The following is a 26,781-nucleotide window of genomic DNA, read 5'->3' on the forward strand; positions in this document are numbered from 1 at the left end:
TACGCACCACGAGCACGTACCTCCCGATTCTAACGGGGTGCGACGACAACCACAGCCTCGTGACCTTTCGCGGTGCCGAATCAGGGTCCGAACGGGAGTAACGTTGATGGCTATGAGTCCGTCGAATTCGCGCCCCAGCTCCGCTCCCTCCGCACCAGCACAGGGCACGGGAAGCAGTACGTATCATGACGGACCAGTGGAGCACACTCCCCACAGCAACACTCAGAACGCCCAGAAGGCACAGAGCAGCTACCTCAAGCCACGCCACTTGGTGATGATGGCCCTGGGCTCGGCCATCGGCACCGGCCTGTTCGTGGGAACGGGCGCGGCCATCCAGACCGCTGGCCCCGCCGTATTGATCTCCTACCTGGTGGCCTGCCTGCTGCTGGTGCTGGTCATGCGTGCCCTCGGCGAGATGGCCGCAGCTGACCCTTCCTCCGGCGCCTTCTCGACCTACGCAGGCAAGGCCATGGGCCCCACCGTGGGCCGCGCGCTCGGCTGGTTGTGGTGGGCACAGATCGTGGTGGTCGTCGCGGCCGAAGCCACAGCGGCCGCGCAGTTGGTCACCGAAATGTGGCCGTCGCTGCCGCAGTGGGTCTGGGCACTGATTTTCATGGCCGTCTTCACCGCCATCAACCTGGTGCGCGTGGGCACGCTGGGCGAAACCGAGTTCTGGTTCGCGCTCCTCAAGGTCGCCGCGGTGGTCGCGTTCCTGGCGGTGGGCGTGCTCCTGCTGATCGGCGTGCTCCCCACACCGTCCCCCGGTCTGAGCAACCTCACCGAGCACGGCGGGTTCATGCCCAACGGCATCACGGGTGTGGCAGCGGCGCTCCTGGTCGTCATCTTCGCGTTCGGCGGCACCGAGCTGGTCACCATCGCAGCGGCGGAGACCGAAGACCCCCAGCGCAACGTGGCCGCGGCCATCCGCACCATCCTGATCCGCATCCTGGTCTTCTACGTGGGTGCCGTGACCGTGATGGTCCTGGTGCTGCCCTGGAACAACAACGAGCTCTCCTCGAGCCCGTTCGTGGCCGTGCTGAACGTCGCGGGCATCCCCGGCGCGGACGTGCTCATGAACATCGTGATCATCCTGGCGTTGTTGTCCGCGCTCAACGCCAACGTGTACGGCAGCTCGCGCATGCTCTACTCGCTGGCTCGGCGCGGCTCCGCACCGCGCGGGCTCGCGGCCACCTCAACGCGCGGCGTGCCGCGCGCCGCAGTAGTGATCTCGGTGCTGTTCGGTTTCATCGCGGTGGTGTTGAACTACCTGTGGCCCGAAACCATCCTGAACATCATGCTCAACGTGATCGGTTCCACGTGCCTGGTGGTGTGGGGTCTCGCGCTGATCTCGCAGATCATCCTGCGCAAGCGCGCGGACCGGGCAGGCGTGGAATCACCGCTGAAGATGTGGCTCTTCCCATGGCTGTCCTACTTCGCCCTGGCGTTGCTGGGTGCCATCATCGTTCTGGGTCTCTTCGATTCCGCGGTCCGGTTCCAGCTCATCGCCACCTTCATCCTGGTGTGCCTGATCGCGCTGGCTTGCAAGGTCCTCATCAAGCCGCGGCCGGATTCGGTCTCCGCCGACGACGCCGCTCCGCGCACCTAACGCTCGGCCCGCCCGGAACACCCAGGCCCTCCGGAACCGTTCCGTCGCTCCGGATCCGACCCGCGAGATCCGGTCACGATCGGCACTGCTGGCGACCGGATCTCGAGGGACTAACGCACCCGCCTAAACCTCTGCCGGAAGATCCGGGAAGGTCGCGGCAACGCCCGGGGACCGCAGCACGCCTTGGAACGTGGACAACCCCTCGGCCAGACCTGGATCTTTGTCCAACGCATGTTCGACGCCACCGGCCAGCTTGAGCACGTACGGCATGGTGGCATTGGTCAACGCCTGGGTTGCGGTCACCGGAACCGCGCCGGGCATGTTCGCCACACAGTAGTGACGTATGCCGTCAACGTAATATGTGGAGTCGTCGTAGCTCGTGGGGCGGGTCGTTTCGAAGCAACCGCCCTGGTCAACGGCCACATCCACGAGTAGTGCGTGCGGCTTGAGAAGCTTCAGGTGCTCCCGCGTGACCAGCTTGGGAGCCGCAGCGCCAGGGATCAGCACGGCACCCACCACCACGTCCGCCTTGGGCAGTTCTTCCTCGATTCGGTGGGGATCACTCATGAGGATGCGCGCGCCCGGCAGCATGAGATCCAGCTCGCGGATGCGATCGCCACTGGCATCCAGCACGGTGACATCCGCGCCGAGCCCCACGGCCGCACGGGCCGCATGCTCACCCACGGTGCCACCACCGATGACCAACACCACCGGCGGAACTACACCCGGCACACGGCCCATCAGGATTCCGGGACCGCCCTCGTGGTGCAGCATGTAGCGGGTGGCGGCACCGATCGACAGTCGCCCCGCGATTTCGGACATGGGTCGCAGCAACGGCAATGTACGCCCCACTCGAACCGTCTCGTACGCGATCCCCGTGGTGCCGCTGTTGAGCAGTGCCTCGGTCAGTTCTCGACTGGCAGCCAAGTGCAGATAGGTGAACAGCGTGAGATCTTCGCGAAGGTAGCCGTACTCCTGCGCGATCGGTTCCTTGACCTTGACCACCATGTCCGCGTTGTTCCAGGCGTCATCAACGCTGACGATGCGGGCTCCGGCAGTCTCATAAGCGGCGTCGTCGAATCCCGAGCCCTCGCCGGCGCCGCGCTCCACGAACACTTCATGGCCTCGACCCGTCAGCGCCGTGACCACGGCCGGGGTGAGACCGACTCGCGCCTCTTCGGGTTTGACCTCGCGGGGAACCGAAATCCGCATGACTGCCACGCTCCTGCCGTAAGCGGGGCGCGCGAGCCTGGCAGGTTGCGCTCAAGGCTCCGCGTCGAGCCCCGGGGTGTCCCTCCATTGTGCACGCTGGGTAGTGATGTGCGACACAGGGACGGCGTTAGCGCTGCGCGATCTGCCCCGCGGCCTCCGGATCGGAGTCATCCAGGAACTTCTCGATGCGGGCGGCCTCGTCCATTTCACCGATCTGCGCGGCAGCCTTACCCAGCGCGGCCAGTGCCCGCAGGAATCCACGATTCGGTTCGTGGGAGTACGGCACCGGTCCGTGGCCCTTCCAGCCGTGGCCGCGCAACGAGTCCAGACCGCGGTGGTAACCCACACGGGCGTACGCGTATCCCTCCAGCGTGCGGCCGTCCGCGAGCGCTTCCTCCGCGAGGATGGCCCACGGCAGCTGCTCCTTGGGGAACGCAGCGGCGAGATCCTCGGCCTCGTCCCCGGCGTCGAATCGCGCGGTCAGCTGGGGGTTCTCCTCCAGGTAGGTGGGCTCCGGTCCGTCCAGGAGGCTCTTGCCAACGAGTGCCACGGTGGTTCCTTTCCACGTAGATCATGGGGTCTGCTGCCCACTCTACGCAGGCTCGACGACGCCGCTCGCGGCCTTTCGCGCCCGGCGTGACTTACTGCTCGATCATGATTCCCACACCCGGTCCCAGTGGCAGGTTGAAGAAGTAGAAGACCATGAGAATGATCGTCCACGCGACCCAGAAGGGCACCACGAACGGGATCATGCGGGCCATGACCGTGCCCAGGCCGGCCTCGGGTTCGTATTTCCGGAGCATGGCCAACAGCACCACCATGTAGGGGTTGAGCGGAGTCATCACCTGAGTGGCGGAGTCGCCCACGCGGAAGGCTGCCTGGATGAAGGCGGGTTCGAATCCCAGGATGCCGAACATCGGCACGAACACGGCGGCCATCAGGGTCCACATGGACGACCCGGAAATGATGAACAGGTTCAGTAGCGAGCACAGCAGGATGAAGCCGATGATCACGGGGAACCCGGTGACACCCACGTTCTGCAGCCCGGTGGCACCGGTCACGGCGATCCACGAGCCGATTCCGGACCAGTTGAACAGTGCGATGAACTGGCCCAGGATGAACGCCAGCACCAGGAACGAGGTCATGTCCTTGAGCGCCTCGCCCATCATGACCGGTACGTCTTTGAAACCCCGGATGGATCCGGCGATGCGGCCGTAGACGTAACCGCTCACGGAGAAGAACACGAAGATGATGAACACGATGGACGCCAGCAGCGGGGATGCCGGGAGGAAGTTGCCCTCCTCATTGCGCCACGGTGAATTGGGGAGCAGCGCGAACACGGTCAGCACCACGGCGATGAGCACGAATGTCACGCACGCCCAGATCAGTGCCTTCTTCTCCCGAGGGGACAGGGCCGCTTCGGTCTTGGGTCCCTGGGACTCGGACACGGTCTGCTCGTCGCCCACGATCCGCATGGATCGAGTGTCGGTCATGAGCTGACTCGTCTCCGGGTTGACCTCTTCCGTGGACACGTTGGACCGCTGGATACGCGGCTCCACCACTTTGTCGATCACCCAGCCGGCGATCACGGACAGCACCAAGGCCGAGACAATGTTGAAGTAGTAGTTGGAGATCGGGTTGACCTCGGTCGCGTTCTCCGCGAGCGCGGGCACCGTGGGGATCACAGCGTTGGTGATGCCCGCGAACAGGGCGTCGAGCGACGTCGGGAAGATATTGGTCGAGTAACCGGCACCGGCCGCGGCAAAGCCACCCAATAGACCGGCCACGGGGTGCCGTCCGGCAGCCTTGAAGGCGAGCGCGGCCAGCGGCGGGATCACCACGAATGCGGAGTCCGCCATGATGGAGCCGACCACGCCCACGAAACCCACGGTGTAGGGCAACAGCCAGCGGGGCGCGCTCCCGATTGTGTAACGGATCGCTGCCGCCAGGAACCCGGACTTCTCCGCGATGCCGATGGCCAACAGGATGGTCGCCACGGTGACCAGCGGCGGGAAGCCGATGTAGTTGTCACCCAGCGTGGACGTGAACCACGCGATGCCCTCGCCGGTGAACAGGCCCTTGATGGCTAGGGCTCATCGGTTCCCGGGACCGTGACGATCACGTTGCCCCACGCCATGGCCGTGGACACGATCGCGGTGATCAGGAAGAGGATCGTGAACAGGGCGAACGGCTCCGGCAGTTTGTTGCCGACCCTCTCGATACCCGTGAGGAGCCTGTCCCCCAGACTCGATGTCTTGGTCGCGGTGGCGTTCATGTGCACTCCATGATGGTCAGTGGCCAATAATTCCGGTGGATCTTTTCTGCGTGGTACCCGAACGAATCCGGCTCAGTCGAAGTAGTTCTCCACGGCGATACCGCCGCCGTTGGCGTGGAAATCCTCGGTGACGTGCTGGGCGAGAGTGTCATCGACCAGGTAGTCGAGGGCCACCGCGGCCAGGCCGTAGGCGCCGTCGACCCCGGCGCTCTCGGCGAATGGGGTGGCCGCCGCGGCCGCGAAATCTCGGGTATGCAGGCCCATGTCCTGGTCGGTGATGCTGATCAACGGGTGGATGCCCGGGATGCGGTAGCTGACGTTGCCGAAATCGGTGGACGCGGCCAGCACCTCGGACACCGTCCCTGCCGGGAACGGATCGCGCCCACGACGCCGCTGGGCCAGGACCCAGCGATCGGACAGTGGCGCGTTGCCCAGCACGGGCAGCGTGGCCGGCGAGGAATCCCAGTCGATTTCCACACCCACCCCGGCCATCAACGCGGCTCCCTGCAGGATTTCGGTGACGCGTTCGGACAGTGCCTTGAGCGTTTCTGGCCGCTGAGAGCGCACATACAGCTGCAGCGTGGCGGATTCGGTGATGATGTTCGGCCGTTCCCCACCCTCGGGCAGCACGGCGTGGATGCGATCGGTCGGCGGGGTCTGCTGTCGCAGCAGCCCCAGCCCCTGGTAGGCGAGCACGGCGGCGTCGAGCGCGTTGCGTCCCATGAAGGGGTGCGACGACGCGTGGGCCGCCCGGCCGCGGTAGTGCACGGTGCACTGGCGGCGTCCGAGCCAGACCTGATCCACGAGATCCGTGACGTAGGAGTGCACCATGGCGGCCGCGTCGATGCCTTCCAGCGCACCGGCCCGAGCCATGATTTCCTTGCCGCCCTCGCCCTCCTCTGCGGGGGTGCCCAGATAGACAACCCGACCGGAAAACGCGGAAGGGTTGTCGCGGATGAGCTCGACGAGTGCCACGAACGCGCCCAGTCCGGTCACGGCAATCACGTTGTGACCGCAGCCGTGGCCGATGCCGGGCAGAGCGTCGTACTCGGACATGATCGCGATGGTGCGGTGGCGCTGCGGATCAAAGTCTTCGGAGGCGATCTCCGCGTGGATGGCGGTGTCCAGCCCGAAGGCGGGGTTTTCCGCGGGAATGTCGTGGGCCTTGAGATGGGCGAGAATCTGCTGCACGGCAAAGTGTTCCTGGAACGCCGTCTCGGGGTTCTCGTGCAGTTCGTGCAGTACGCGGTGCAAGTCGGTGGCTTGATCGTCGACCAGGGATTCGAGACGCTCCTGCAGTTCGTCCGCGGCGCCCGCGTGGTCGGCCAGGTGATGCTCCAGCTCGTTCTTGCGGCGCTCGGTGTCCCGTTCGAGCTGCTCCAGATACGCGCGTGACGGTTCCGGGCTGACCGTCAGATCACGGGGGTTGCGGTGAGGAGTCTCGTTGGCTGCGTGGCTCATTCCCATGCTTAGGGAGCGTAACAAGTGATTCGGATCACCGGCGGGAATGAGGCGGCGCGGCGGCGTCGTCGGCCTTAAACGATGCGGTGCCCCGCGCGAGAACGCGCGGGGCACCGGTTGGGTGAAACGGAAGTTACTTGATGGAGGTACCTGCGGAACCGAGGTTCTGGCAGGCCTCGACCACGCGGGTGGCCATGCCGGTCTCGGCCTCGGCGCCCCACACGCGGGGATCGTACTTCTTCTTGTTGCCGACCTCGCCGTCGATCTTCAGGACGCCGTCGTAGTTGTCGAACATGAAGCCTGCGACGGGGCGCGTGAACGCGTACTGGGTGTCCGTGTCCACGTTCATCTTGATCACGCCGTAGGAGACCGCATCCGCGATTTCCTGGGCGCTGGAGCCGGAACCACCGTGGAAGACCAGGTCGAACGGACGATCCTTGCCGATCTTGGCACCGACCTCGTCCTGGATCTGCTTGAGCAGTTCCGGACGCAGGCTCACGTTGCCCGGCTTGTACACGCCGTGGACGTTGCCGAAGGTCAGAGCGGTGATGTAGCGGCCCTTCTCGCCTGCACCCAAGGCCTCGATGGTCTTCATGCCGTCCTCGACGGTGGTGTAGAGGGTGTCGTTGATCTCGCCGACCACGCCGTCTTCCTCGCCACCGACGGCGCCGATCTCGACCTCGAGAATGATCTTGGCCTTGTTGGTGCGCTCCAACAGTTCCTGAGCGATCTTGAGGTTCTCATCCAGCTCGATCGCGGAACCGTCCCACATGTGTGACTGGAAGATGGGGTCCTCGCCGCGAGCCACAGCCTTCTCGGACTCGGCCAGCAGCGGCAGCACGAAACCTTCCAGCTTGTCCTGGGGGCAATGGTCGGTGTGCAGGGCAATGTTGACGTCGTAGTTCTTGGCGACCTCGCGAGCGAACGCGGCCATGGCCAGCGAACCGGTCACCATGTCCTTGACCGAGGAACCGGACCAGTAGGCAGCACCGCCGGTGGATGCCTGAATAATGCCGTCCGAACCTGCCTCGGCGAAGCCACGGATCGCGGCGTTCAGGGTCTGGGAGGAGGTCACGTTGATGGCCGGGTAGGCAAAGCCCTTTTCCTTGGCCCGGTCGATCATCTCGGCGTAAACGTCAGGGGTTGCGATGGGCATGAAGTGCTCCTTCTACTGGATTCCCGATGCACGGTTGAGCCGTGGCCTGTGGGCCTGGTCTCAAGTCTAGTGGACGGGCCGCAGGCAAACTGTGCGTGACCGGGGATCAGGAAGGGCGTGAATCGGAGTCTTCAGGACGGAACGGTATGTGCGTGCTGAGGTGCCACCGGTCCCCGTCCACAGCTCCACTGGAGATGCGACCGCCCAAGAGCTGCACTCGTTCGCGAAGCCCCATGATTCCGAATCCGGACCGGGCGAAACGTGGTTCGGAGCGTTTCCCACCGCGGGTCATGATCGTATTGAGGACATTCACATCCACTGCCTCGGCAGTGACCGCTACCTCGATCTCGACCGGTGCCTCCACCAAAGCGTGTTTGAGAACATTGGTGGCCCCTTCACGCAGGAGCCTCCGAACCGTGGTGCGCACGCCATCCGGGATTTGGTCCACGTCACCGGTCACAGTGGTGTGCACACTCAGACCCGATCGCTCAAGGGATTCCTTGATCTGGCTCAGCTCCGACAGCAAATCGATGCCAGCGGAAGATTCCGCAACGTCTTCGTTCTCCCCGGCATCACGCATGATGCGAAGGAGTCGGCGCAAATCATCCAACGCGCTCCGCGCAGAATCCCCGATGACGTCGAAGGTCTCCGCGTTCTCGTCAGCATCGCGACTCATGGCCCCGGCCCGCGCCTGCATGGCGATCACCGTGATGTCATGGGCCACGATGTCATGGAGCTCTCGCGCCAGTTCTGTGCGCTGCTCTTCCAACGAAGCCAAGGCCCTTCGGTCAAATTCTTCGATGGTTTGTCGATCCACCTGTCGCTGGGCGTTCATGTAACGGAGGCCGAGTCCGGGAATGACCGCAAGGATCCCCAGGGGCAAGACCACTGACAGGAAGATAAGTCCGGTATCTTCCCGCACCGCAGTGACCGCTATGGCCCATGTAGCGACCACGCCTATTGCGATGATCAGCGCATAGCGGCGCGCAGAGTAAGCGAGGAAGGCCAACGCCACCATGGCCATCACCGGGACAGCCCCATAACCGCTGGGCATGAAGACGAAAGGCAACAGGTTGGCCAACAGGAGTACCCAGGCCCAGTCAGGGGCGTAGGCAACTATGATCCATAGGCCCAGATCGACGATCGCCAAGTACATGGCGAACGCGGGCGAATCGTACCCGTACGAATATCCGGACAAGATATTGACGATGGAGATGCCATCGCTGATCAGCGCCGCCACAACAATGAGTACCCGAAGCACAACGTGCACTCTCCGCCCAGACCACATGAGCGAGCGCGCAGTGGTCTGAGGGTTGGTGGCGGGGCTACCTAATAGTTTCGCGTGGGACTCCGATGTCACGTTCGACAGATTAGCTGTGACTCAGGTTTCCCGCTGGTAGCACCGAACACGACATGGCCAGACCCGGTTGAGCAATCGCAGCGGCGCCCCATCCGTAGATGAGGCGCCGCTGCGATCATCCGGCGAACCAGCCGTTATCAACAGCTGCGGAGCAACTTGCACAGGAAGTCGTCCGGAAGCAGACCATCGGGAGAAGCTCCACCCTTGAGCGCCTGCGGCCCGACCGCGGGCGGCCCGGGGACCGGGGTCGTGGCGCTTGCCGGTGCTGCACCAACTGCAATGCACGCGATGACGGAAGCCGCGACGGCAACGGAGCGGAGCGAGTTCTTCATGGATCATCTTCTTTCTGAAAGCTACGTGCCTCGGGCTGTTTCCCTCGGCGTCTTGGTTACTACTCAATCGCATGAGTGACGCCCACCACAGCTTCTTTCGAATACTCTCCGTTGCGACCAAAGTCGCAACGCCTTTGCGTGTTGCGACGAACACCGGTGAGACGTTGCGACGCCGGAATTGATCTTCCGCATTCCTACCTGTTGGTAACGAATGTCACCGACTATTGTCATGTCCATGGATGATCCCCAGGCCACTCCCGTTCGCCTTCTCCTGGCTGATGACCAGAAGCTGATGCGTCAGGCCCTCCGAGTTTTCGTAGAGAACGAACCCGGGATGGAGGTCGTGGGTGAAGCTCAGGACGGGCGGTCCGCGGTCATTCAGGCGAAAACGTTGCACCCGGATGTGGTGCTGATGGACCTCCAGATGCCTCGTCTTGACGGAGTAGCAGCAACTGAAGAAGTCCTCGCGGCATGTCCGAACACGAAAGTGGTCGCGGTGACCACCTTCCACTCCGAGGAATATGTGATCCCCGCCCTAAGGGCCGGTGCGAGTGCATACCTGCTCAAGGATTCCGAGCCCGAAGACATCGTCGCCGGAATCCGTTCCGCCGTTGCCGGAGAATTCATGGCGTCCCCTCGCGTGACCGAAGTCTTGGTCAATTCCGTGGTCACCAGCCTTCACGCCCCAAGACCGACCCCGAGTCCATCGCCCAAGAGATGCAGCTCAGTGAACGGGAAATCGACGTGATCAATTTGCTCTGCGACGGCAAGAGCAACCGGGAAATCTCGCAGGAGCTTTTCATCGCGGAACCAACCGTGAAGTCCCACATCGGACGCATCATGACCAAGATGGGAGTGCGTGACCGGGTGCAAGTGGTCATCAACGCCTACCGCAACGGTCTGGTCACGCTGAACTAGGCGTAGCTCCTTCACCCGAAGCAGCCGGTTCGCCCTCGCGAAAGTACAGCCGCGCGTACTGGCCCAGCAGCGCCTCTTCACGAGGCAGGAACCCCAGACGATTGGTCATCATGTGACCCTGGTGGAAGATCAAATGCATTGGCGTCAGGTCGATGCCTTCTGTCATGGCCCGGACAACGTAGCGATGAACAGCCGCACTCCAGTTCCGCCGCCATCCCGTCACCGATGGCATCGCCGCAAGCCTGTCCAACTGCGCACGGACATCCGGCATCTTGGTCTCGACACTCGACTGGATGGTCTTCCTTACACGCGGCGCATTGGGGCCGAAATCTGCGGTCCACCACTTCAGGTGCTGGTCCCAGTACCCTTGCCAGTTTGCTCCCGGCGAGACATCGGTGAACCGTGCCGCATCCAATCCGCTGTGAACGGCGTCAAACAGCAGAAGAGCAGCCAGCCCTGCCCTGTCAGGGGTCTTGTCGAACCGTCCCGTGGCCCAGACGCCGAGGTCAGATGAGAACTCGAAGAGCTGCTCGGCCAGTTCCACACCGTGGATTCCTCCGTACTTGGTGTATTCGGGTTCATAGAGTGCGCCACTGACACCGATACTGGCGGAGCCCAAGTATTTATGCTCGTCAACTGGCATCACAAAGGGATGGTTGTGTTCTCCGTGGGACAGCGCGGTTTGCAGATCGGTGACCAATTCCCGGTAGCCACTTTCCATGACATCCAGGACGTCCCGGGTGCCTTTGACCCGAAGACGAATGTGCGGCCCGGACGGATCCATGTAGCGCATGTAGAACCATCGATGGATGTCCAGCTCACGTGCATGGGCCACCAGAGGTGGAATCAATTCCGAAATCATGGAGTCCGCCCCTACGAACCCGCCCGTGTAGAGCCTCACGAACCACCATTCGGGCTTGTCGACCAATCCGCCGAGCAGGGTTGATCTGCTCTGATCCGCGTTGATACTCATGGTGTTGCCTCTTCCGAGAGAGTGGCCTCTGAAGACCAGGTGAGAAAGGAAATGTGCTCCACGGCCCGGTGATGCCCTTGCTCATCGGTGAGCCAGTATTGATCCGCAGTGGGTAAAGCCTCTTGGAACGTCACACTCCGGGCTTTCTTGAGTCGGTCCGACACGGGTGCCCACGCGTGAGGTGAAGCGAAGGAGACCCACGCGGGTTTTGAAGCTGTGCCTCCCATTCCCAGCTCGGGACCGTGGGGCCGGACGAACACCTCGCGGGGAAGCCCCCAGCTTTCGCGGAATCGCTGCAGCCGCCGGAAATAGTCCTCGTGCGGCTCTTGCGGCTCCAGAACAGGCACCTGATCGACGGGTACGGTCCATGACTCTCGCTTGAAAACCACGCGGCCACGCTGCACGCGGGGTTGATGCGACGCACGTTTCGTGTCCGCAGGGTTTCCGGGACCAGCGCCCAGGTCCTTGATGAGCCACGTCGCCCTGTTCACCCATGGGTCCCCCAGAACCGCCAGGATTCTTGAAGCCCCACCGAGTAGGTGAGCCGGCACCAATCCCAAGTAGACGGGAGCCACCGGTCGTTCCTCAGCATCCAAGAGCTCAACGGTGTCCGTCTTTGAATCGTGGCGCAGATGCAGATCCGCCAGGGCGACCGCACAAGGGCCGTTGTCCGCACGTGGGGTGTCCGTGGGCCATACCAGTCGAGGTAGCGTCCCTTCCGACACCGCTTGCATGTCGTTGACGTCCGAGGAGGTGATGAATTCGAGCGGTGTGGCTTCCGGGTACAGCCGTCTGATCCAGGCACGCAAGCCGTCCCGCACTTCGGAGGTTCCGTTCTCACCCGGTTCGAATCTGGCGACTAGTCCTCCGAGACCCGGGTTGAACTGATTCAACACCAGCTCACCCTCTCCGTTCGTGGCCTTCTCGGTCGTCCCGGCACAGACCTGGTACATCACAGCGCACGACGGCGCCGCACTCGATCGCCCCACGGGTGCGCTCCGGCTCTGGGCCACCTCCCCTAGGCTCGCCGTCATGTCCTTGATGGTTGCTTGTTGTAGCGCTGGATTGGCGGCCAGGCGCTGAGGTACCCGGCGACGTCGTCGCAACGACCACCCGTGCCGAAGGTCTCCTTGAAGTGCTGGCACAGCTGGCCGTAGATGAAGCTCCTGAAGATCAGCGGTCTGGTACCGGCCAGCACTCTGGTCAATTCCGCCTCGGCAGAAGGCATGGAGCTGGGTACCCTGACTCCACCCATCACGTCACTGAACACTGCGGTTGGCGGAACTCCCGGCAAACTGGGAGTGGGGAGATCACGAAGGATCTCAGCCCTACGGACTCCCGACGCTTCACGAAGCGTATGGAGGGTGCTCCGGATATCACGTAGTTCGTTGGTGATTCGTAGGCACTTCTCCGAGTTCTGGGTCTCCAAGGCGGAGATCAGGCTCCCAGCCGATCGGTATTGGCATAGCCCCACGGTGCGACGTATCGCACCACGTTCACTGCGCACAGCCTGCTCAGCGTGGCAAACGGTTTATCCCCTCCGATGGCTTCCAAGTAGGTCGCCACCGGTTGGCGTCCCAGCCAACGCAACCTGTCGAGCACGTCAGCGTACTCGGAGAGATCCACCCGCTGGTCTTTGACCCATGTGAACTGCGGTGTGTGGAGTGTTTCCGCCACTAACGCTGGCTCCTGGCGGATGTCTGTCCGGCCGGTGTCTAGTGGCTCCACGGAAAAACTGCGTGCTAGGTATGGATCCTGGGTCATGGCCCGGAACCACTCATGAATCACGCTGGGCGCCACATACAGCTGTTCACTGCGGGGTCCGGTCGCCCGTTGTGAGTCACAGTAGTGAGTTCGCTGAACGGGCTCGTCTTGAACGCGGCGCGGGTCGCATAACTGCTGAGGCCACGGGATCCTTGCGTGTACGGAGTGGTGTCGACGGAATCCAGGCACGCACCGAGACTCGGACTAGCGTGGGCCACGCCCCGGGCGAATGACTCCTGGTGGGCCGCCGCCGTTATGACGCGTTGTGCGTCCTCCGCCTCACTCGAGTACTTGACCATGAATCGCTCGCGCGTCGTATCGCGGGCTCGAACCGCGTGAACCCACAGGTCCAGTAGTTCCCGGTCCCCTGCGTCCAGATGCTCGTGCGCTGCTCGCCGCACCTCGGCGATGTCTTCCGGTCGAGGTGTCTTGCCCGGCCGGGTGCTGCGGCGCACCGCCAGGGTCCGACGTCGCGCGGCTGGGTCTTCCTGGAGCAGGGGGACCAGACCGAAGAGAACCTCGGAGACGAGCTCCCCCAGCCGTTCGGACTCCTTCTCACGGGACGTCAGTTCTGCCTCGACCAGAATGGTCTCGTCGAGGGTCAGGGACAGGTCCTCCGTGGACAGACCCGCTACCCTGTCCACGCGTAGGTCGGACAGCTCCGGAATGGTTGGTGCTTCGGTTTCGTGCATAGTTTGCTGAGTCATGATGTGGCCTCCGTGAGGTGGTGTTCAGAGGAATACGCCCAAGTAGGCACCGGCCGCTCGGACAACGGCCACTAGCGCCACGGCTACGAATCCGAGACAGCCCATGGCGTAGACCACGAGCCATACCCGTTCGGTCCGTCCCTTGGCATCGAAATTCGTGGGCAGGGGTGTCCGCAGCACCAGGTGCACCGCGTACAGGAGAGCGTTGCCCCGCATATTGATGATCCCCAATGCGGCAGTGATTGCGTGATAACCGTCGGAGGGAGTGAGGGGGTTGAAGTTCATGACCGTCAGTAGGATCTGGCAAACCATGAGGACCACGGCAATGTGAGCCACGGGATCGGGGGCGGTCAACGCAACGACCCCTGCCGCGCCGAACCAGATCTGGTCGCTGAGTGGCCCTGCCATGGCGATCATGACCCGCCCCGAGCGAGATCGCACTCGATAACTGTCCGTCCGATCCACGTACCCGACCGGCAAGAAGTAAAGCATGAGCGCAACCCCCGCTTCTCTAGCGGGAACACGCAGATACTGGCAGACCACGGCATGGGCCAGTTCATGGACAGCGATCTGGACGATCATGATCAGCGGGACAACCCACAGATTGCTCGGCATAGACGTGACCTGTGTGCTGGTCAGCCCAGCAACCCCTAGTCCCACTCCGGTTGCAGCCAGGATCAGCCATGCAACGATCAATGCCATGGGCGGAACCGACCGCAACGGTGCGCTGACCGGTTCCAGATAGCGACCCACATTCTTGATCAAAGGGAAACGGAACATGTGCTCCCGGCGGGCGAAGCGCGCCGTTGCCTCCCGACCTCCCTCGCCCACGGGGGGCTCGGCCAGGAATCCGCTCTGTCGAATGTCATGGAAGAGACGTGCCACTCTCTCTGTCTGAGCGGCAGTTGGCGGTTGTCGCAATTCGGACAGCACCTCGGCGCCGGTTCGAGCGCCGTCGAAGTGATTGATCAGGCACCGGCGCTACCGCTGAGGGCCATGTACTTTCCTCGAGCGGTGTCGTAGAGCAGATCACGGTCATCCAGACCGTGAGTGCGTTCGACGTGAAGTTTCAGTTGGTGTGACGTGGTTAGGAACCACGTCACCAAGTCGGTGGATTCCGCGCGCCCGTCCTCAAGCGCGGGTGCCGCGCCGGGCTGTCGTTGAGAACGGCCATGACGGTCCTTTCGTGGTGATGGTTGCGGTGGGGTGCGGATCGCGTGGATCGCACCCACCGCAGATTTCCAAGAGAGCTACTGGATCAGCCGCCGGCCGAAGAGAAGGAACCGGCGGTGCCTGCGGATGAGGCCGGGCATGAGGCGGAACCTGCGCTGAAGAACGATGCTGCGGTGGTGAAGCCAGCCGCGGTGACGTTGTCCAGGTCCTCTGCGCTCAGGTCCTGGGCGATCAGCTGATCGATGTTGTTTTCCTGGTTGTTGAACTGAGTCATGGTTTTCTCCTTGGTATTGGTGTGGCGTTTACTGCGAATGGGTGGGGTGTGGAGGCCTAGCCCACGGATGAAGCCGAGCTTCCGGAGGAAGCGGTCGATGCCGGGCACGAACCGCTGCCGAAGGTTCCGGCGGAGCCCCAGGTACCAGTGCTGCCGTGGCATCCAAGTCCTCTGCTGAGAGGGCATCGCCCAGGTCGATAGCGTTCAGGTCGGGGGTATTCAGGTTGTCCTGCATGGTGTCTTTTCCTTTGTTCTGAGGGTGTGAATGAGTAAGGGGTTATCAGCCGAAGCAGCCCACGGTGCCCAGGGTGCTGGCGGACGACGCAGGGCAGGAGGCGGAGCCTGCGCTGGATCCGGAAGACAGCGAGGCGAAGGCCGCATCCGTGGGCAGTTCGTCTGCGCCTACGGAGTCCAGGTCCGCGGCAAAGAGATCGGTAGTGAGCTCGTTGGGGTTGATGTTCTCGTGCATGAGGTACTCGCTTTCATGAGTGATGTTGTGTGATGTGTGGCCGAACGGCCGGGTGGAGACGTGGTCTCCGCATACGTGGATGACGTATGGGTCTTCAAGCGGTCCAGGGGTCTCCTATGACCGCTGCCAGAAGCTGTGCCCTGTAGTAGCCGTCCACCGTGAGGTGGCGGGCTAACCCGGAAGGCAGGCATCCGGCAAAAATCTGTCCTGCGGCGCCGCGGCGCTGGGCGTTGAGGAGGGCCGAAGCCACGGCCTGACCGGCACGCCGGTTCATCAGTGGTTCACCGTGATCTCCCCACCGGTGTAGGTGAGCTTCCAAGGAAGACACGGCCATGATGATGGCCGGGGCGTGGGCGAACTCCAGTTGCAAGACCATTTCAGCGATGTCTTCGCGACTGATCTGCTGCAGGAAATCGAATGTCACCGCGTCGGCCGACTTAGCCGGTTGCGCCCGGTAGAGCCCTGGTTCCATTCCGTTCACGGAATTCACGACCACCAGGAGATCCACGGGCTCGTCCTCCGGCCAGCAAACACTGTCAGCTCTTAGGGCTTCCAGGACGCTCGCAGCCACCACGCGGGGATTCATGGCTCTGTCCGCGAAGAACCGCTGGCTGGACCGGCTACTCAACAAGCTGTCCACGTCCATCGTGGGCGGCGCGGCAGTGAACTCATAGGTCCGCTCTTGCCCGCTTCGTACCAGGGGAGTTACGCGTGGCACCGTTTCGGAGATCGAGCGGGGGCCATGAACGGCCAATTCCCGCCTGGCCTCATAAACGCCTTGCCGTAGCTGCGTCAAGAGCTCGAACTGCGTGCTGTGTTCTTCAGCCATCGTGATGGTGGTCATCGCTGGTCCTCCTGTTCCACGGCGTGGTCCAGATGGATCACGGCGGTAATGACTTCTTCACGGTCGTCGAGGCTCAGGGAGTCCAGGATTCGGTCATCATCAGGTAGGAGCCAGGGCCAAGTTCACACGGTGGTGATCGGCGAGCATCATCATCTGAGCGGTAGCGGCGCCGGCGTCAAGGTGAACGATCCGCCAGGCGAAGGGCCCATATTTCCCTCCCACTTTCGCCAGTCCCCCGGTGAGGATCACCGTTGCCGGGGCCGTCCCGTCCAGTCCCTGTTCCTGGCCACTGAGCCAGGTCAACCGCGCCAGGGAGTTCTTCGCCGCTTGGTATCCATAGACACCCGGCCTCAGGCCTGGAACATCCCGAGCTACCAGATAGGCCTGTGGAGACCCCAGGTTGCCCCCGGTCGGGGCATAGCGTTGGACGTGCTTGTCGGTAGCCTCCGTTTCCGGGCGCCGGCCCACTGTGCGTCGAACCAGGTCCGTGACCGTGTCCCGGTCGCACAATCCGTTCGCCGCGTTCGGGGGTAGGTCCGAGACCTTTTCTGTGGGCGCAGCCGGCCATTCGATGGCGTCCTTCTGCAGGGCGATATTCGACGACTTGTAGTGCATCTGATGCCCAGCGGGGTCGCAGTACTTGCGTGCTGGGAAGGAGACAGATGTTTCGAAGGCATGTGCCACAGGAACCATGTGACCAGCGCGACGGGGTGGCGTTACAGCCGCGCAGCGGTCGCAGTCCGGGGCGAAGGCTACCGGGAAATTGGCGGTCTGCCAGGTCGCGAGATCGATACGGACTCGGTCCATTCGAGATCGGGTAGTCCCGATCCGTCCCACATGGGCCATCAGGTGGCGGACCACCAGTGTACCAGTATTCCGTGGCCGCTGTTCATCCAGTCGGAGAATTCCGAGTGCCGGGAGCGCAGAGCGCACGACGGGCACAGCCCGGTGGCAGGTTCCAACAACGGTCCTACCGTCACAGCCCGAGGCTCCGGGCAGACAGGGAACACGTGCCACCCCTGTTCGAGCCATTCATCGGCTCGTTGCAAATCGTCAGCGTCCTGTAGGACCAGCACAACGCAAGCGTCCGGATGCGTGCTGACGTCGATTCCTGTTCCCCGCGGTCCCTTGTGGCCCGGGATGAGCCGGAATCCTTCTGTGGTCAATTGAACATTCAACTCTTCGGCCCAAGTCCCGGTTCCGGCAACCACCATGGGAGCCCGTTGGACGGACTGATGCAGCTGCGAGAACGAACGGTGGACCCGACTGGTGTCCAGGGACCTGGTGAGGAATACCCGCGCCTCCGGATCCATGCTGTCAGCCACGGCCGACTCCGGAGCGTCTGTGGCGGCGTCTTCCAACAATCCAGTGGTGTAGAGCAAAGCCAGGAACTGGTCCAGGTGCTCCTGCGGCATGTTGAGGGTGGCGCTGAGCTGGGCGAGAGTCGAAGTTCCGTCCAGGGCGTCCATGACCACGGGCAGGGCGGTGGCTGCACTACGTCCGGTAAAAGATTGTCGGCTGGGCCCGCCATCGACGATCAAACCATCAGCGGTGGGTACCCTCACCAGGCCGGGGACGAGACGAGGAAGCGTAGGGGGAGCGAACTGCGGGTCCGTGTGAATTGCGGCGGACATGGTTGCCGCGCTCAAAGTTGATTCAGCCACGTCGTTCACCCGCCATCGACAGCCCCAGGTGAGTGAGGTTCTGCCACGACGATTCCGACAGAGGAGGTGTCACCCGGCACCGCGAGCAACCATGGATACCAACCACCGTGGAACGACGCATCGTTCCGTCGTGCAGGTTCACCTGGGAAATCGTGCCGGCACGTTCGCTGTCTCCCGTGATGTGCAATTCTTCCGCGATCTCGAGTGCATATGCGGCGGCCATGCTGACGTGGGAGGGGAGGAACCCGCCGGGCTCCAGGTCCATGTCCCGGTCGTAAGCGTCTCGCAGCGGCTGTGAGGCCGCCCGAGCGGCGTCGTGCTGATCCGCACGACCCGAGGCGCAGGTGGCGCACGCCGTGCGCCGGGTAGGACGAGTGGCCCGAGGAACAGACGAGGATGATCTCGGGAAATCGATAGGAAGTCCGTGCGTTCCTCGTGTGCGCAGCGGTCCAAGTATTCGACCAATTTCCTGCTTTCTCGACCCGTGATCAGTACTCGGAGGTCAGCGGCCGGCCAGCACGCTGCCATCAACGTGTAGGGCGTGGCTTGTGTCGTGGTAATGGTGTGATGAGCGGCGCTGAGCTGCTCGATTCTGCTGGCGACGGCTGGGCCAAAACTGCCCTGCGCGATGATGTGGATTCTCATGGTGTCCTCGCTGTTCTCAGGCGAAAGGTTGCGGGTCGGGATTGATCTGTTCCTCGGAGAGCACGGGATAACCCATGTCACGAGGGGCTTGATAGAGGCGCGGAGTGGCCAGGTACCGACCGGCGTGTACGAATGAAAGCGGCATGAGGGAAGGAACCAGGACCTTGACCACGTGGAAACCCACGTCCCTCGCTTCATCGGTGGTCATGTCCACCACGATCACTTCGTGACCGCGGTCTGCGAGCTTGCCGAGCACCACGTTCAAATCCGTAGCTGGGTCCCCAGATTCCAAGGACGGCATGTCCTCGAGATGTCTCGTGGGACTGGCCGAGGAGAGGAAATCGAATGCCTCCGCCCTGTGGGGTGCTCCCATGTGCAGTGCGCCGTGGAACACTGTGGTGAACTCGAAGACGTCTTCCGGAACCGGCCGGGGAGACTGCAGTGCAATGCGGGAGGACGCCGATTCCCGGAGCATTTTGGCCACGCCGTTGATGGGGTCCAGGTCCGTGTTACACATGACCAGCTGTCCCAGTTCCGAGTGATGCTCGGTGGTCTCCAACGCGTAGATCGTGGGGACTCCCAGATCCGTGGTCGCATCGAAGAACCGTGCATTCACGAACGAACGCTGGTGCCGCTGCGCGAAGGGTTCAAGCTTTGGGTGCGACCAGTCGATCTCCAATTCCGGCCAACTGATCTTCTGCAGCCAGGTGAGCGCGATGGAGTCCCGCTCGATCACTTCGCACAGTCCGTTGAGAACTGCCGCGGAGAGATCGGTGTGAGTTGCTGACCCGGTTGAAATTCCCGCGGTGAATCGCTCACCTCGAGTTCGTTGAGCAAGTTGCAGCCAGACTGCTACCGCTGGAACCCATGTGGGTTCCCGGCGGGTGAGCGACCAACCCCTCACCCAGCGGATCGGGCAATCGACGTCCACGGGACCGTGAATACTCTTGGGATGGCCAGTTCGGTCTCGGAACACTGTGGGAACGCCTCCGGTGATACCGCGGTATCCCCCAATTCGGCTGGAGTGGCCCACAAGAGCTGGTCCGTGTCCACAACCGAGGATGAGTACCGTTCCAAGGACTCCGCCACGCTGACGTAGCGGGCACGGTCTCCGTCCACACCGCCGCCGGCTCCATCCAGGCCACCCCGGACGCCCTTTCCGCGGGTGCACTCTGCGACATTAGGGATCACGGTTGCGAGGTCCCCTAGAGATCCACACGTGATGGGGAATCGTGGGTCACCATGTCGGATGGGCATACCGTAGGTCTTGGATACCAGTCCGTAGTCGCCGATCAGAGCGGCCACTCGGGGAAGATCTCCCAAGGATCGTTCATCACGCGAAGCGTTGAGATTTACACGGTCGATCGGTTGAACACTCATCGGTTGTCTCCTTGATCCCATGTGAACAGGCGGGAGGCGAGGTATCCGCAGAACACCGCCATGCCGGTCAGGACGAGCCAAGCCATCGGGAGGGACAGGCCTCCCTGCGACTGACCAGTCATGGATTCACCGAGTCCTTGTGCCAGCACCGTGGTGGGCATGAAATCTGCGAATCGAACCAGTGCGTCGGGCAAGAATTCCTTGGGCATCATGGCCCCTGAGAGCAGCAGTGCCACGGGCAACAGCAAGGCCAGAATGGCCGTAGCTAGTTCTTGACTCTTGATGCGTGCAACCACCAGGTATCCCAGGGCGAAGAGGGCCAACAGTCCCAGGAATGTGGTCAGGAGCAGTTGCGGTAGTTGCGAGAAGTCCAGCAATCCCCAGACCCAGGCGGCTGCCGCGATGACGGCCAGTTGGAAGCCTGCGATACCAACACGGATCGGCCATTGAGACACCAAGAAGAGTGTCCGGTCGATGGGCATGGTTCCCAGCAGTCGCAGAGTCCCCCGTTGCCGGAGGCCCACCAACGGGGCCGCAGTGCCCAAAAAGGCCAGCGAAAGCAATGCCACCATGAGCACACTGGCAGGGAAATCGCCAACATGTCCGTCATCACGGTTCCGTCGGCACCGGTGAACTCAACAGCTGTCCTGGAGAAGCCGGCATCTCTCAGGCCGTCGAGAATCGGTCCCCGGGCTGGGATCTCGCTTCCGGTCAGTGTTGTGGTGACTGAATCGCCTCCGGTCTCGATCCAGGCCACCGGGGCCTCTGGCCCGGCACTACTTCCTGCGGCAGGGTCGGTCGTTGCCGTGATGCCTTGGCTCTCGAGGGAACTGACGACCTCCTCGCTCTGCGAGCCGGCGACGACAGCCACTTCGGGTGCGGGTCCATCGTTCATGAAGGTGTTGTCCATGAACCAGAAGAGTCCGAGAAAGAAGAAGGGGAAAACAGCGGTGAAGAAGAGGGTCTTGGGGTCCCGCAGGATTTCCTTGGCGCTGGTTGTGGCCAGGGCGCGGAAGACACGAGCACGAGGCGCTCTGGTGACACGTTGCGCAGAGGGACTTTCGAGGTCGGTGCGAGACACCGTGTGATCCGTGGTGATGGTGCTCATTTCTTGTGTCCTTTCCGGGATGACATGCGTGCGCTGGGATCCGAGGTTTCCGCGAGCCGCAGGAACACCTCTTCAAGGTCGATGCCACTGACGCGACCACCCTGTTGCGCCAATTCGGGCCGTACTGATGCGGCGAGCTCTCGAGGCGTCCCCAAGGCCTTGATGCGGCCGTCCACGATGATGGCCACGCGGTCGCAGACCGCAGCTGCCTCATCCATGTGGTGGGTGGTGAGGAGCACCGTGGTTCCGCGTTCCTTCAGTTGTTCCAATACCCGCCACAGTCCGCGCCGCGCTTGGGGGTCTAGTCCTGCGGAAGGCTCGTCCAACACGACCACTTCCGGCCGACCCACCAGCGTGACGCCGACCAAGGCCCTACGCTGCTGTCCGCCCGACAGTCGAGTGATCCTGCGGTCCGCATTTTCCTCGAGGTCCACCAGACGGAGGATCTCGTCCGTGTCCATAGGGTCTGAGTACAAAGCTCCAAAGAGGTCGATGGCCTCCCGCACCTTGAGTGATTCGAAAATGCTGGCCTGCTGCGGCTGCACCGCCACACGGGTGGTGAATTCGGCCCGGTCACGGTGGGGGTCCAGCCCCAGTACGCGGATCTGTCCCTCAGTGGGCTTTCGCAGACCTACCAAGCACTCGAGCAACGTGGTCTTACCGGCTCCGTTGGGGCCGAGTACACCAAAAATCTCCCCGGCGGGGACGTTCAAGTCCAAGGTGTCCACGGCCGTGAAGTCTCCGTAGTGCTTAGCCACGTTGTGGACCTCTACTGCGGGTTCAGCCGAGTGTGTGCCTGGGCCGAGCTGTGTGTCGTTACGGTCACGATTCCTCCTCGAGTCGTTGGGATTCGGTCCGCTCTTTGGCGTTCCGTTTTTCCGTTACAACTACTCTCCCGCCGACTCACCACCTGCCCGTAGATGCGGAGGTCTCGCTTTCGCGGAGCCAATAGTCCACGTTCTGCTTGCGACTTTCGTCGCACCGTGGTGCTACTTCCGGCACGGAGTCTTCAACGGACATGACGAAGGCCCGGAAGAATTCCTCCGGGCCTTCGTCATGAATCTTCTTGTGGTTATGTCAGTATCTTCGAGACTCGAGTCGTTCGAGACGTCGTTCGAGGGACAGGACTCTGGCCCTCAGGTCCGGGTCCAGTGGCATACGAGTTTCACTTCTCCTGGAGCGAAAGATCGCCAACGCTGCGATGGCCAGAACCACCAGTAATGCGGCGTTGACACCCAGGACCACCCACAGCGTTATCTCCATTTCTCAACCTCCTTCGGAATCGATCCCGACGTTCTGGCAGTACACACTCAAACGGCAACCGGGGCCAGAGTGATCCTGTCCATGGATTCGTTCCTGGTGATCCCTGTCCAGAAGCGGCAGACCTGGTTATCCGCGGTTTGAACCAGCAGGCTCTCGTCCTTCGCTTTCAACAACTCCGGCTCATCACCGCGAATAACGCGGTCGAAGAGTGCCCGAGCCTCGGCTTGGGGCAAGGCATCGGAACGCCGAATTCGGTAGTTGAGATTGCTGCTGCGGAAATCTGCCTCCACCAGCACTACGTATTGGCTCACGAGATTCTCCTCTCATCGATAATGCGTACATCAATCCTCACGCGGATATCGAGAGTCGGGTAGAGCCAAAAGTATGAACCTGTCTCCGACAGGATCCGACGGAAGCGCGCGGTGGTTTCGCAATGCGTTTCATGATGAATCCTCGGTTCGGTGAGTGCCTGTCGCGAGCTCCACCACGGAGAGAAGTTCGCGGGTGTAAGCGGCCAGATCGAACGACGGGTCAACGACCAACCGCCCGGACGCGGTGTCGATCGCGCTCCTGATGATGATGGCCAGGTAATGCGCATCGAAATTTCGGAAGTCCCCGCTGCGCTGCCCCTCGCGCAAAAGTTTCTCGAGGTGCGCCAGCACCGGGTCTTCCCCCTGAGGAACAAAACTGTGAGTGCCGTCCGCCCCGCGAGCGTTGGAGACGATCTCCACCACGGCCCGGATTTCGGCCGAGTGTTCTTCCAGGAAGTGCAGGTTGGTCCGCACGTAGGCCGCGATTTTTTCACCGGGGCTCGTCTCGTGGGACAGCGCCTCCGCGATGGCTTGGCCCGCTCGCCCGTACACGTCGAAGACCACGCTGGACAGCAGATCGTCCTTGCCGGAGAAGTAGTACAGCACCACGCTCTTGCTGATGCCCGCCCGCCGCGCAATTTCCGCGAGAGACGCGCCCGAGTACCCGGACTCCGCCAGCACCTCGATGGCGCACTGCATGATCTGAGTCCGCCGAGCCGATTCGGTGAAGGTGGGATTCGAGCCTGTCTGCACACTGTTTGACCGCATGGTCTAATCGTAGACCGATCGGTCAGGTCCGGATAGATCTACCCCTATCCGGAACTCAAGCAGGAACGCCCCGCCCGACCGCGGGGGCGCCCGGTCTTACTCCAGCTGGCCCAGAACCTCGTTCAGGGCTTCAGTGGAAGAGGGGTGCGTCCAGATACCGTCACGCAGTTCGCTCGCGGTCACCCCGGCGCGCATTGCCAGCGCCACCAGGTTGATGACCTCTTGGGAGTCCACGTGGAACAACCGGGCGCCCAGCACCAGGTCGGTTTCGGCATCGACGACAAACTTGATCACGCCGCGCGGATCCTGCACGGCCTTGGGGCGAGGCATGGCCTTGATGTCAGCAACCATGGCGGTCGCGGTCTTCACTGACCGACCGGCCTCATGCGCCCCATCTTCGGTCACACCCACGGCCGACAGCGGCGGTGTGAGGAACGTGGTGGTCGGCACGGCCACGCGGGAGGACACACGCCGCGAACCATCCCCGGTCAGCGCACTCATCACCACGCGGCTGTCGTCCAGCGACAGGTAGGTCTGCTGCGGGCCGCCATGCACATCGCCCATGGCATAGACGCCTTCGGCCGTCGTGCGCAGGTGATCGTCCACGACCACCGCGCCATTATCGTCGACCTCGACCCCGGCCGCTTCCAGGTTCAGCCCTTCGGTGGCGGGCTTGCGCCCGGTGGCGACCAGAACGGCGTCGGCCTCGATGGACCCGCCACCGGACAAGGCAACGGCCAATGCGCCGTTACGCGCCTCGATCGCTTCCGCGGACGCGCTCGTCCGTAGCGTGATTCCCGCGTTGCTCAGCACGTCGAGGACGACGCCGCGTACGTCGTCGTCCTCGTTCGGCATGATCGTCTCGCCGCGGGCGATCACGGTGACCTGCGATCCGAAATTGCTGAACATCGAGGCGAACTCCAGGCCGATGGGGCCGCCGCCGATGATCGCCAGGCGCTGCGGGAACGGATCTGCGTGCTGGATGGAGGTGGAGTCATAGACGCCGGGCAGGTCGATGCCGTCGATGGGTGGCATGACGGGCGTGGCACCGGTATTGATGACCACGGTCTCGGCGGTAATGCGCAGAGACTCGGCCAAACCGCGACCGCCCGCGGACGGGGTGATCTCGACCTCGCGGGGACCCACGAAACGTGCGCGGCCGTCCACCACGGTCACGGTGTCCTGGTCCGCGAGCATGTGGAAGTTCACGTCGTTGAGCTTGCCGATCAGGGAATCTCGATAGCCGACGGCGCCCTCGAAGAACTTCTGATCGCCGTCCGCCGCGCGCTTCTCGGAAGCCGAGTGGATCAGTGTTTTGGTGGGCACGCAGCCGATGTTGATGCACGTGCCGCCGTACATCGCGGCACTCTGCTCGACCATGACCACGCTCTTGCCCGCGGCGGCCATCTTCCCGGCGAACGTCTTACCACCCTTGCCCCAACCGATCACCAGAACGTCCACGTCCAGACGACGGGGTTCCTGCACCTCCTGTGCGGAAGTGTCGGTGGCGGCTACGGACGGCATGGCGTTCACGGGGTTCCTTCTTCTCTCGGCCCGAACCGAATCGTTCGGAGAATGATCGTTCTCCAGCTAGCATAGAGAATCACCATTCTCCATGCAAAGGGGCACCTCAGAACCGTGACCGAGACAGCCGACCTTGCCCCGCTTGCCGCCCACGCCAAACTCACGGATGACCCCATCCTCCGCGCGGCCGCGCACCTGTTCTATCGCCGCGGGATCGGCAACGTCTCGATTCAAGACATTCGACAGTTGGCCGGCGTGAGCCTCAAAGCGCTCTACGCCCGCTATCCCTCCAAGGAATCGCTGGTCACGGCCTATCTTCGGTCGACCCACGCGGGATGGACCCGCTCGCTGGAAGAATTCGTGGCCGCTAGAGTTCCTGACATTCTCAACGACGGCGCTCTGGACGAGTCCGCTCGCACTGCCGCCGTCACCGCGCTGTTCACCTGGCTGGCCGACTGGTTCGCAACGCCTGATTTCGTGGGCTGCGGCATCGCCAACACCCGCGGCGAACGTCTGAGCGAAGAAGCCAGGGAGTCATTCGGGAGCATGATCGCCACGTGCGGTCCTACATGGACCGAATCGGCGGCTCGACCGAAGCCGGTGGTTCACTGTTCGTGCTCATGGAAGGTGCCATCTCCACCGCCGCAGGCACGGGCGACCCAGACTATGCCAGGGTGGCTCTCCGCACGGCGCGCGCTGCGCTCGGCCTGGACTGAAGCATTAATCCGCTCCGGGGGAACTCACACGATGACCGAAGCTGCGGCCACAACCTCCAGCCCGTCATCATCCGGGTGCGCAGGGTTCATGTTGGCCATGATCAAACACGCACCCACTACCGCCGCAAGCACGCCTTTCCAGCGGATGGTCGCACGGGTCGAACTGGGTCTGTGTGCCACGAGAACCTCCGTCATCGACATGTGATGTGGCCCACAGTAACTGAGTGGTAACTACCAGGCTGTCCCCTTAAAGGGTGAACAGTTCGCAGGTATTTCCCGTAGTGAGACGGCGAAACACGATTTATTGGAGATCTACGTCAGGGTTTCGAATATCGGCCGTGAACCACGACATTTATGGCGCGAGTTCGGGAAAAAAGATGCCCTTCTCATGCGAACCTCTGCCCGAAAAGTTTTCGCAAAAAACCGTCACCTCAGATGTTCACGGTGGCCACTCGGTACACAGCGGATCGCCCGCGTCGGGCCGGAAAGAAATTAGTCGACCCGTTGTCCGAACACGTGTCGACGGATCCACGCGTGCATCGCCACGGCCGCGGCGGCACCGGCGTTGATGGAGCGAGTGGAGCCGAACTGCTCGATCGCGAGCACCGCATCCGCGGCCTCGATGACTTCCGGGGACACCCCCGGGCCTTCCTGGCCGAACACCAGAACACACTTCTTGGGCAGGTCGAACGTCTCGATCAGCACCGACCCCGGAACATTGTCGATGGCCAGTACCGGCAGCCCCTCGGACTTCGCCCACTCGATGAACTCCGGCACGGAGGGGTGATGGCGAACGTGCTGGTAGCGGTCGGTGACCATGGCTCCGCGACGGTTCCAGCGGCGTCGTCCGACGATGTGGACCTCGCGCGCTAGGAACG

32 protein-coding genes and 1 pseudogene are annotated in these 26,781 nt (G+C 62.8%); 4 read left to right on the plus strand and 29 right to left on the minus strand.

Annotated features, from left to right (window positions below):
• Window positions 1-196 precede the first annotated feature (196 nt).
• Window positions 197-1,606: an amino acid permease gene (locus tag YO9_RS0101815; protein WP_016995985.1), complete on the plus strand. Its 1,410-nt coding sequence runs from the start codon at window positions 197-199 to the stop codon at window positions 1,604-1,606.
• A 123-nt stretch (window positions 1,607-1,729) separates the two neighbouring features.
• On the opposite strand, the gene ald is transcribed toward YO9_RS0101815, so the two are convergent.
• From ald to YO9_RS16265, 8 genes are all read right to left on the minus strand, one after another.
• Window positions 1,730-2,818, minus strand: coding sequence for an alanine dehydrogenase (gene ald / locus YO9_RS0101820; protein WP_016995986.1), 1,089 nt, complete (start codon window positions 2,816-2,818; stop codon window positions 1,730-1,732).
• A 127-nt stretch (window positions 2,819-2,945) separates the two neighbouring features.
• A complete protein-coding gene (locus YO9_RS0101825) occupies window positions 2,946-3,368 on the minus strand; it encodes a DUF3151 domain-containing protein (RefSeq protein WP_016995987.1) in 423 nt (140 codons plus the stop codon).
• 91 nt (window positions 3,369-3,459) lie between these two features.
• Window positions 3,460-4,902: an AbgT family transporter gene (locus YO9_RS0101830; protein WP_317259702.1), complete on the minus strand. Its 1,443-nt coding sequence runs from the start codon at window positions 4,900-4,902 to the stop codon at window positions 3,460-3,462.
• 2 nt (window positions 4,903-4,904) lie between these two features.
• Window positions 4,905-5,093: an AbgT family transporter gene (locus tag YO9_RS20385; protein ID WP_317259701.1), complete on the minus strand. Its 189-nt coding sequence runs from the start codon at window positions 5,091-5,093 to the stop codon at window positions 4,905-4,907.
• Between the two features lie 72 nt (window positions 5,094-5,165).
• Window positions 5,166-6,554, minus strand: coding sequence for an amidohydrolase (locus YO9_RS0101835; protein ID WP_223285944.1), 1,389 nt, complete (start codon window positions 6,552-6,554; stop codon window positions 5,166-5,168).
• Between the two features lie 133 nt (window positions 6,555-6,687).
• The gene (fbaA, locus tag YO9_RS0101840; protein WP_016995989.1) at window positions 6,688-7,710 is read right to left on the minus strand and encodes a class II fructose-bisphosphate aldolase; all 1,023 of its coding nucleotides are present in this window, start codon (window positions 7,708-7,710) and stop codon (window positions 6,688-6,690) included.
• Between the two features lie 106 nt (window positions 7,711-7,816).
• Window positions 7,817-8,980 (minus strand): sensor histidine kinase, encoded by a 1,164-nt coding sequence (locus YO9_RS0101845; RefSeq protein WP_223285945.1) that lies wholly within the window; start codon window positions 8,978-8,980, stop codon window positions 7,817-7,819.
• Between the two features lie 227 nt (window positions 8,981-9,207).
• Window positions 9,208-9,402 carry a hypothetical protein gene (locus tag YO9_RS16265; protein WP_223285946.1) on the minus strand — a complete coding sequence of 65 codons (195 nt, stop codon included), beginning with the start codon at window positions 9,400-9,402 and terminating at the stop codon, window positions 9,208-9,210.
• 235 nt (window positions 9,403-9,637) lie between these two features.
• Here YO9_RS16265 and YO9_RS0101850 point away from each other — a divergent pair, with 235 nt between their 5' ends.
• Both YO9_RS0101850 and YO9_RS16270 read left to right on the plus strand, forming a co-directional pair.
• Window positions 9,638-10,150: a response regulator gene (locus YO9_RS0101850; RefSeq protein WP_223285947.1), complete on the plus strand. Its 513-nt coding sequence runs from the start codon at window positions 9,638-9,640 to the stop codon at window positions 10,148-10,150.
• Complete coding sequence (locus YO9_RS16270; protein ID WP_016995992.1) at window positions 10,147-10,320, plus strand: response regulator transcription factor; 174 nt, start codon at window positions 10,147-10,149, stop codon at window positions 10,318-10,320. The genes YO9_RS0101850 and YO9_RS16270 overlap by 4 nt, the downstream gene beginning before the upstream one ends.
• Here the strand turns inward: YO9_RS16270 and YO9_RS0101855 are convergent.
• The 20 genes and pseudogenes from YO9_RS0101855 to YO9_RS0101955 all read right to left on the minus strand — a co-directional run bounded on the left by YO9_RS0101855 (window position 10,307) and on the right by YO9_RS0101955 (window position 25,187).
• Window positions 10,307-11,293, minus strand: a complete 987-nt coding sequence (locus YO9_RS0101855) for a lantibiotic dehydratase C-terminal domain-containing protein (RefSeq protein ID WP_016995993.1) — start codon at window positions 11,291-11,293, stop codon at window positions 10,307-10,309. The genes YO9_RS16270 and YO9_RS0101855 overlap by 14 nt on opposite strands.
• A complete protein-coding gene (locus YO9_RS0101860) occupies window positions 11,290-12,327 on the minus strand; it encodes a lantibiotic dehydratase family protein (protein ID WP_262925534.1) in 1,038 nt (345 codons plus the stop codon). Before YO9_RS0101860 ends, YO9_RS0101855 begins: the two co-directional genes overlap by 4 nt.
• Entirely contained in the window at window positions 12,324-12,521 is a 198-nt protein-coding gene (locus tag YO9_RS0101865) for a hypothetical protein (RefSeq protein WP_223285950.1), read from the minus strand. The genes YO9_RS0101860 and YO9_RS0101865 overlap by 4 nt, the downstream gene beginning before the upstream one ends.
• A 209-nt stretch (window positions 12,522-12,730) precedes the next feature.
• Entirely contained in the window at window positions 12,731-12,970 is a 240-nt protein-coding gene (locus tag YO9_RS0101870; RefSeq protein WP_016995995.1) for a hypothetical protein, read from the minus strand.
• A gap of 107 nt (window positions 12,971-13,077) precedes the next feature.
• On the minus strand, window positions 13,078-13,764 hold the full coding sequence (locus YO9_RS0101875; RefSeq protein ID WP_223285951.1) for a hypothetical protein: 687 nt from the start codon (window positions 13,762-13,764) through the stop codon (window positions 13,078-13,080).
• 24 nt (window positions 13,765-13,788) lie between these two features.
• The gene (locus YO9_RS0101880; protein WP_016995996.1) at window positions 13,789-14,649 is read right to left on the minus strand and encodes a M50 family metallopeptidase; all 861 of its coding nucleotides are present in this window, start codon (window positions 14,647-14,649) and stop codon (window positions 13,789-13,791) included.
• Between the two features lie 373 nt (window positions 14,650-15,022).
• Window positions 15,023-15,211 carry a thiocillin family RiPP gene (locus YO9_RS16275; RefSeq protein ID WP_223285952.1) on the minus strand — a complete coding sequence of 63 codons (189 nt, stop codon included), beginning with the start codon at window positions 15,209-15,211 and terminating at the stop codon, window positions 15,023-15,025.
• Between the two features lie 56 nt (window positions 15,212-15,267).
• Complete coding sequence (locus YO9_RS21235) at window positions 15,268-15,564, minus strand: thiocillin family RiPP (RefSeq protein WP_396350714.1); 297 nt, start codon at window positions 15,562-15,564, stop codon at window positions 15,268-15,270.
• The gene (locus tag YO9_RS0101895; RefSeq protein WP_016995999.1) at window positions 15,492-15,680 is read right to left on the minus strand and encodes a thiocillin family RiPP; all 189 of its coding nucleotides are present in this window, start codon (window positions 15,678-15,680) and stop codon (window positions 15,492-15,494) included. Before YO9_RS0101895 ends, YO9_RS21235 begins: the two co-directional genes overlap by 73 nt.
• A 94-nt stretch (window positions 15,681-15,774) precedes the next feature.
• Entirely contained in the window at window positions 15,775-16,524 is a 750-nt protein-coding gene (locus YO9_RS0101900) for a nitroreductase family protein (protein ID WP_016996000.1), read from the minus strand.
• 99 nt (window positions 16,525-16,623) lie between these two features.
• Window positions 16,624-17,208, minus strand: coding sequence for a nitroreductase family protein (locus tag YO9_RS0101910; protein WP_223285953.1), 585 nt, complete (start codon window positions 17,206-17,208; stop codon window positions 16,624-16,626).
• Between the two features lie 161 nt (window positions 17,209-17,369).
• On the minus strand, window positions 17,370-18,188 hold the full coding sequence (locus YO9_RS0101915) for a hypothetical protein (protein ID WP_223285954.1): 819 nt from the start codon (window positions 18,186-18,188) through the stop codon (window positions 17,370-17,372).
• Window positions 18,181-18,453, minus strand: a complete 273-nt coding sequence (locus YO9_RS0101920) for a hypothetical protein (RefSeq protein WP_016996003.1) — start codon at window positions 18,451-18,453, stop codon at window positions 18,181-18,183. The genes YO9_RS0101915 and YO9_RS0101920 overlap by 8 nt, the downstream gene beginning before the upstream one ends.
• Window positions 18,454-18,849: 396 nt before the next feature.
• On the minus strand, window positions 18,850-19,809 hold the full coding sequence (locus tag YO9_RS0101925; RefSeq protein WP_223285955.1) for a YcaO-like family protein: 960 nt from the start codon (window positions 19,807-19,809) through the stop codon (window positions 18,850-18,852).
• On the minus strand, window positions 19,734-20,213 hold the full coding sequence (locus YO9_RS16285) for a hypothetical protein (RefSeq protein WP_223285956.1): 480 nt from the start codon (window positions 20,211-20,213) through the stop codon (window positions 19,734-19,736). Before YO9_RS16285 ends, YO9_RS0101925 begins: the two co-directional genes overlap by 76 nt.
• Window positions 20,210-20,800: pseudogene (locus YO9_RS0101930) on the minus strand (ABC transporter permease); the annotation flags it as partial. The gene YO9_RS16285 and the pseudogene YO9_RS0101930, both read right to left, overlap by 4 nt.
• Window positions 20,801-21,317: 517 nt before the next feature.
• Window positions 21,318-22,079: an ABC transporter ATP-binding protein gene (locus YO9_RS0101935; protein WP_016996005.1), complete on the minus strand. Its 762-nt coding sequence runs from the start codon at window positions 22,077-22,079 to the stop codon at window positions 21,318-21,320.
• Between the two features lie 552 nt (window positions 22,080-22,631).
• Complete coding sequence (locus YO9_RS0101945) at window positions 22,632-22,895, minus strand: hypothetical protein (RefSeq protein WP_223285957.1); 264 nt, start codon at window positions 22,893-22,895, stop codon at window positions 22,632-22,634.
• 129 nt (window positions 22,896-23,024) lie between these two features.
• A complete protein-coding gene (locus YO9_RS0101950) occupies window positions 23,025-23,594 on the minus strand; it encodes a TetR/AcrR family transcriptional regulator (protein ID WP_262925536.1) in 570 nt (189 codons plus the stop codon).
• Between the two features lie 165 nt (window positions 23,595-23,759).
• Entirely contained in the window at window positions 23,760-25,187 is a 1,428-nt protein-coding gene (locus YO9_RS0101955) for an FAD-dependent oxidoreductase (RefSeq protein ID WP_223285962.1), read from the minus strand.
• A 114-nt stretch (window positions 25,188-25,301) separates the two neighbouring features.
• Between YO9_RS0101955 and YO9_RS0101960 the strand changes: the two genes are divergently transcribed.
• Window positions 25,302-26,108 carry a TetR/AcrR family transcriptional regulator gene (locus YO9_RS0101960; RefSeq protein ID WP_031272499.1) on the plus strand — a complete coding sequence of 269 codons (807 nt, stop codon included), beginning with the start codon at window positions 25,302-25,304 and terminating at the stop codon, window positions 26,106-26,108.
• 287 nt (window positions 26,109-26,395) lie between these two features.
• Here the strand turns inward: YO9_RS0101960 and YO9_RS0101965 are convergent.
• The coding region (locus YO9_RS0101965; RefSeq protein WP_016996011.1) for a TrmH family RNA methyltransferase at window positions 26,396-26,781 on the minus strand (386 nt) is incomplete at its 5' end.

It is taken from the genome of Kocuria atrinae C3-8 (genome assembly GCF_000286355.1).
Taxonomy (GTDB): Bacteria; Actinomycetota; Actinomycetes; order Actinomycetales; family Micrococcaceae; genus Kocuria; species Kocuria atrinae_A.

What these genes read in the sequence shown, in the direction of transcription:
- YO9_RS20385 (WP_317259701.1), bottom strand. Translation starts at nt 5,093, where the DNA reads ATGAACGCCACCGCGACCAAGACATCGAGTCTGGGGGACAGGCTCCTC.
- YO9_RS0101850 (WP_223285947.1), top strand. Translation starts at nt 9,638, where the DNA reads ATGGATGATCCCCAGGCCACTCCCGTTCGCCTTCTCCTGGCTGATGAC.
- fbaA (WP_016995989.1), bottom strand. Translation starts at nt 7,710, where the DNA reads ATGCCCATCGCAACCCCTGACGTTTACGCCGAGATGATCGACCGGGCC.
- YO9_RS0101920 (WP_016996003.1), bottom strand. Translation starts at nt 18,453, where the DNA reads ATGGACCTGGAGCCCGGCGGGTTCCTCCCCTCCCACGTCAGCATGGCC.
- YO9_RS16285 (WP_223285956.1), bottom strand. Translation starts at nt 20,213, where the DNA reads ATGAGTGTTCAACCGATCGACCGTGTAAATCTCAACGCTTCGCGTGAT.
- YO9_RS0101950 (WP_262925536.1), bottom strand. Translation starts at nt 23,594, where the DNA reads ATGCAGTGCGCCATCGAGGTGCTGGCGGAGTCCGGGTACTCGGGCGCG.
- YO9_RS16265 (WP_223285946.1), bottom strand. Translation starts at nt 9,402, where the DNA reads ATGAAGAACTCGCTCCGCTCCGTTGCCGTCGCGGCTTCCGTCATCGCG.
- ald (WP_016995986.1), bottom strand. Translation starts at nt 2,818, where the DNA reads ATGCGGATTTCGGTTCCCCGCGAGGTCAAACCCGAAGAGGCGCGAGTC.
- YO9_RS0101955 (WP_223285962.1), bottom strand. Translation starts at nt 25,187, where the DNA reads ATGCCGTCCGTAGCCGCCACCGACACTTCCGCACAGGAGGTGCAGGAA.
- YO9_RS0101860 (WP_262925534.1), bottom strand. Translation starts at nt 12,327, where the DNA reads ATGACGGCGAGCCTAGGGGAGGTGGCCCAGAGCCGGAGCGCACCCGTG.
- YO9_RS0101895 (WP_016995999.1), bottom strand. Translation starts at nt 15,680, where the DNA reads ATGCACGAGAACATCAACCCCAACGAGCTCACTACCGATCTCTTTGCC.
- YO9_RS0101900 (WP_016996000.1), bottom strand. Translation starts at nt 16,524, where the DNA reads ATGACCACCATCACGATGGCTGAAGAACACAGCACGCAGTTCGAGCTC.
- YO9_RS0101865 (WP_223285950.1), bottom strand. Translation starts at nt 12,521, where the DNA reads ATGCCTTCTGCCGAGGCGGAATTGACCAGAGTGCTGGCCGGTACCAGA.
- YO9_RS0101835 (WP_223285944.1), bottom strand. Translation starts at nt 6,554, where the DNA reads ATGAGCCACGCAGCCAACGAGACTCCTCACCGCAACCCCCGTGATCTG.
- YO9_RS0101875 (WP_223285951.1), bottom strand. Translation starts at nt 13,764, where the DNA reads ATGACTCAGCAAACTATGCACGAAACCGAAGCACCAACCATTCCGGAG.
- YO9_RS16275 (WP_223285952.1), bottom strand. Translation starts at nt 15,211, where the DNA reads ATGACTCAGTTCAACAACCAGGAAAACAACATCGATCAGCTGATCGCC.
- YO9_RS0101855 (WP_016995993.1), bottom strand. Translation starts at nt 11,293, where the DNA reads ATGAGTATCAACGCGGATCAGAGCAGATCAACCCTGCTCGGCGGATTG.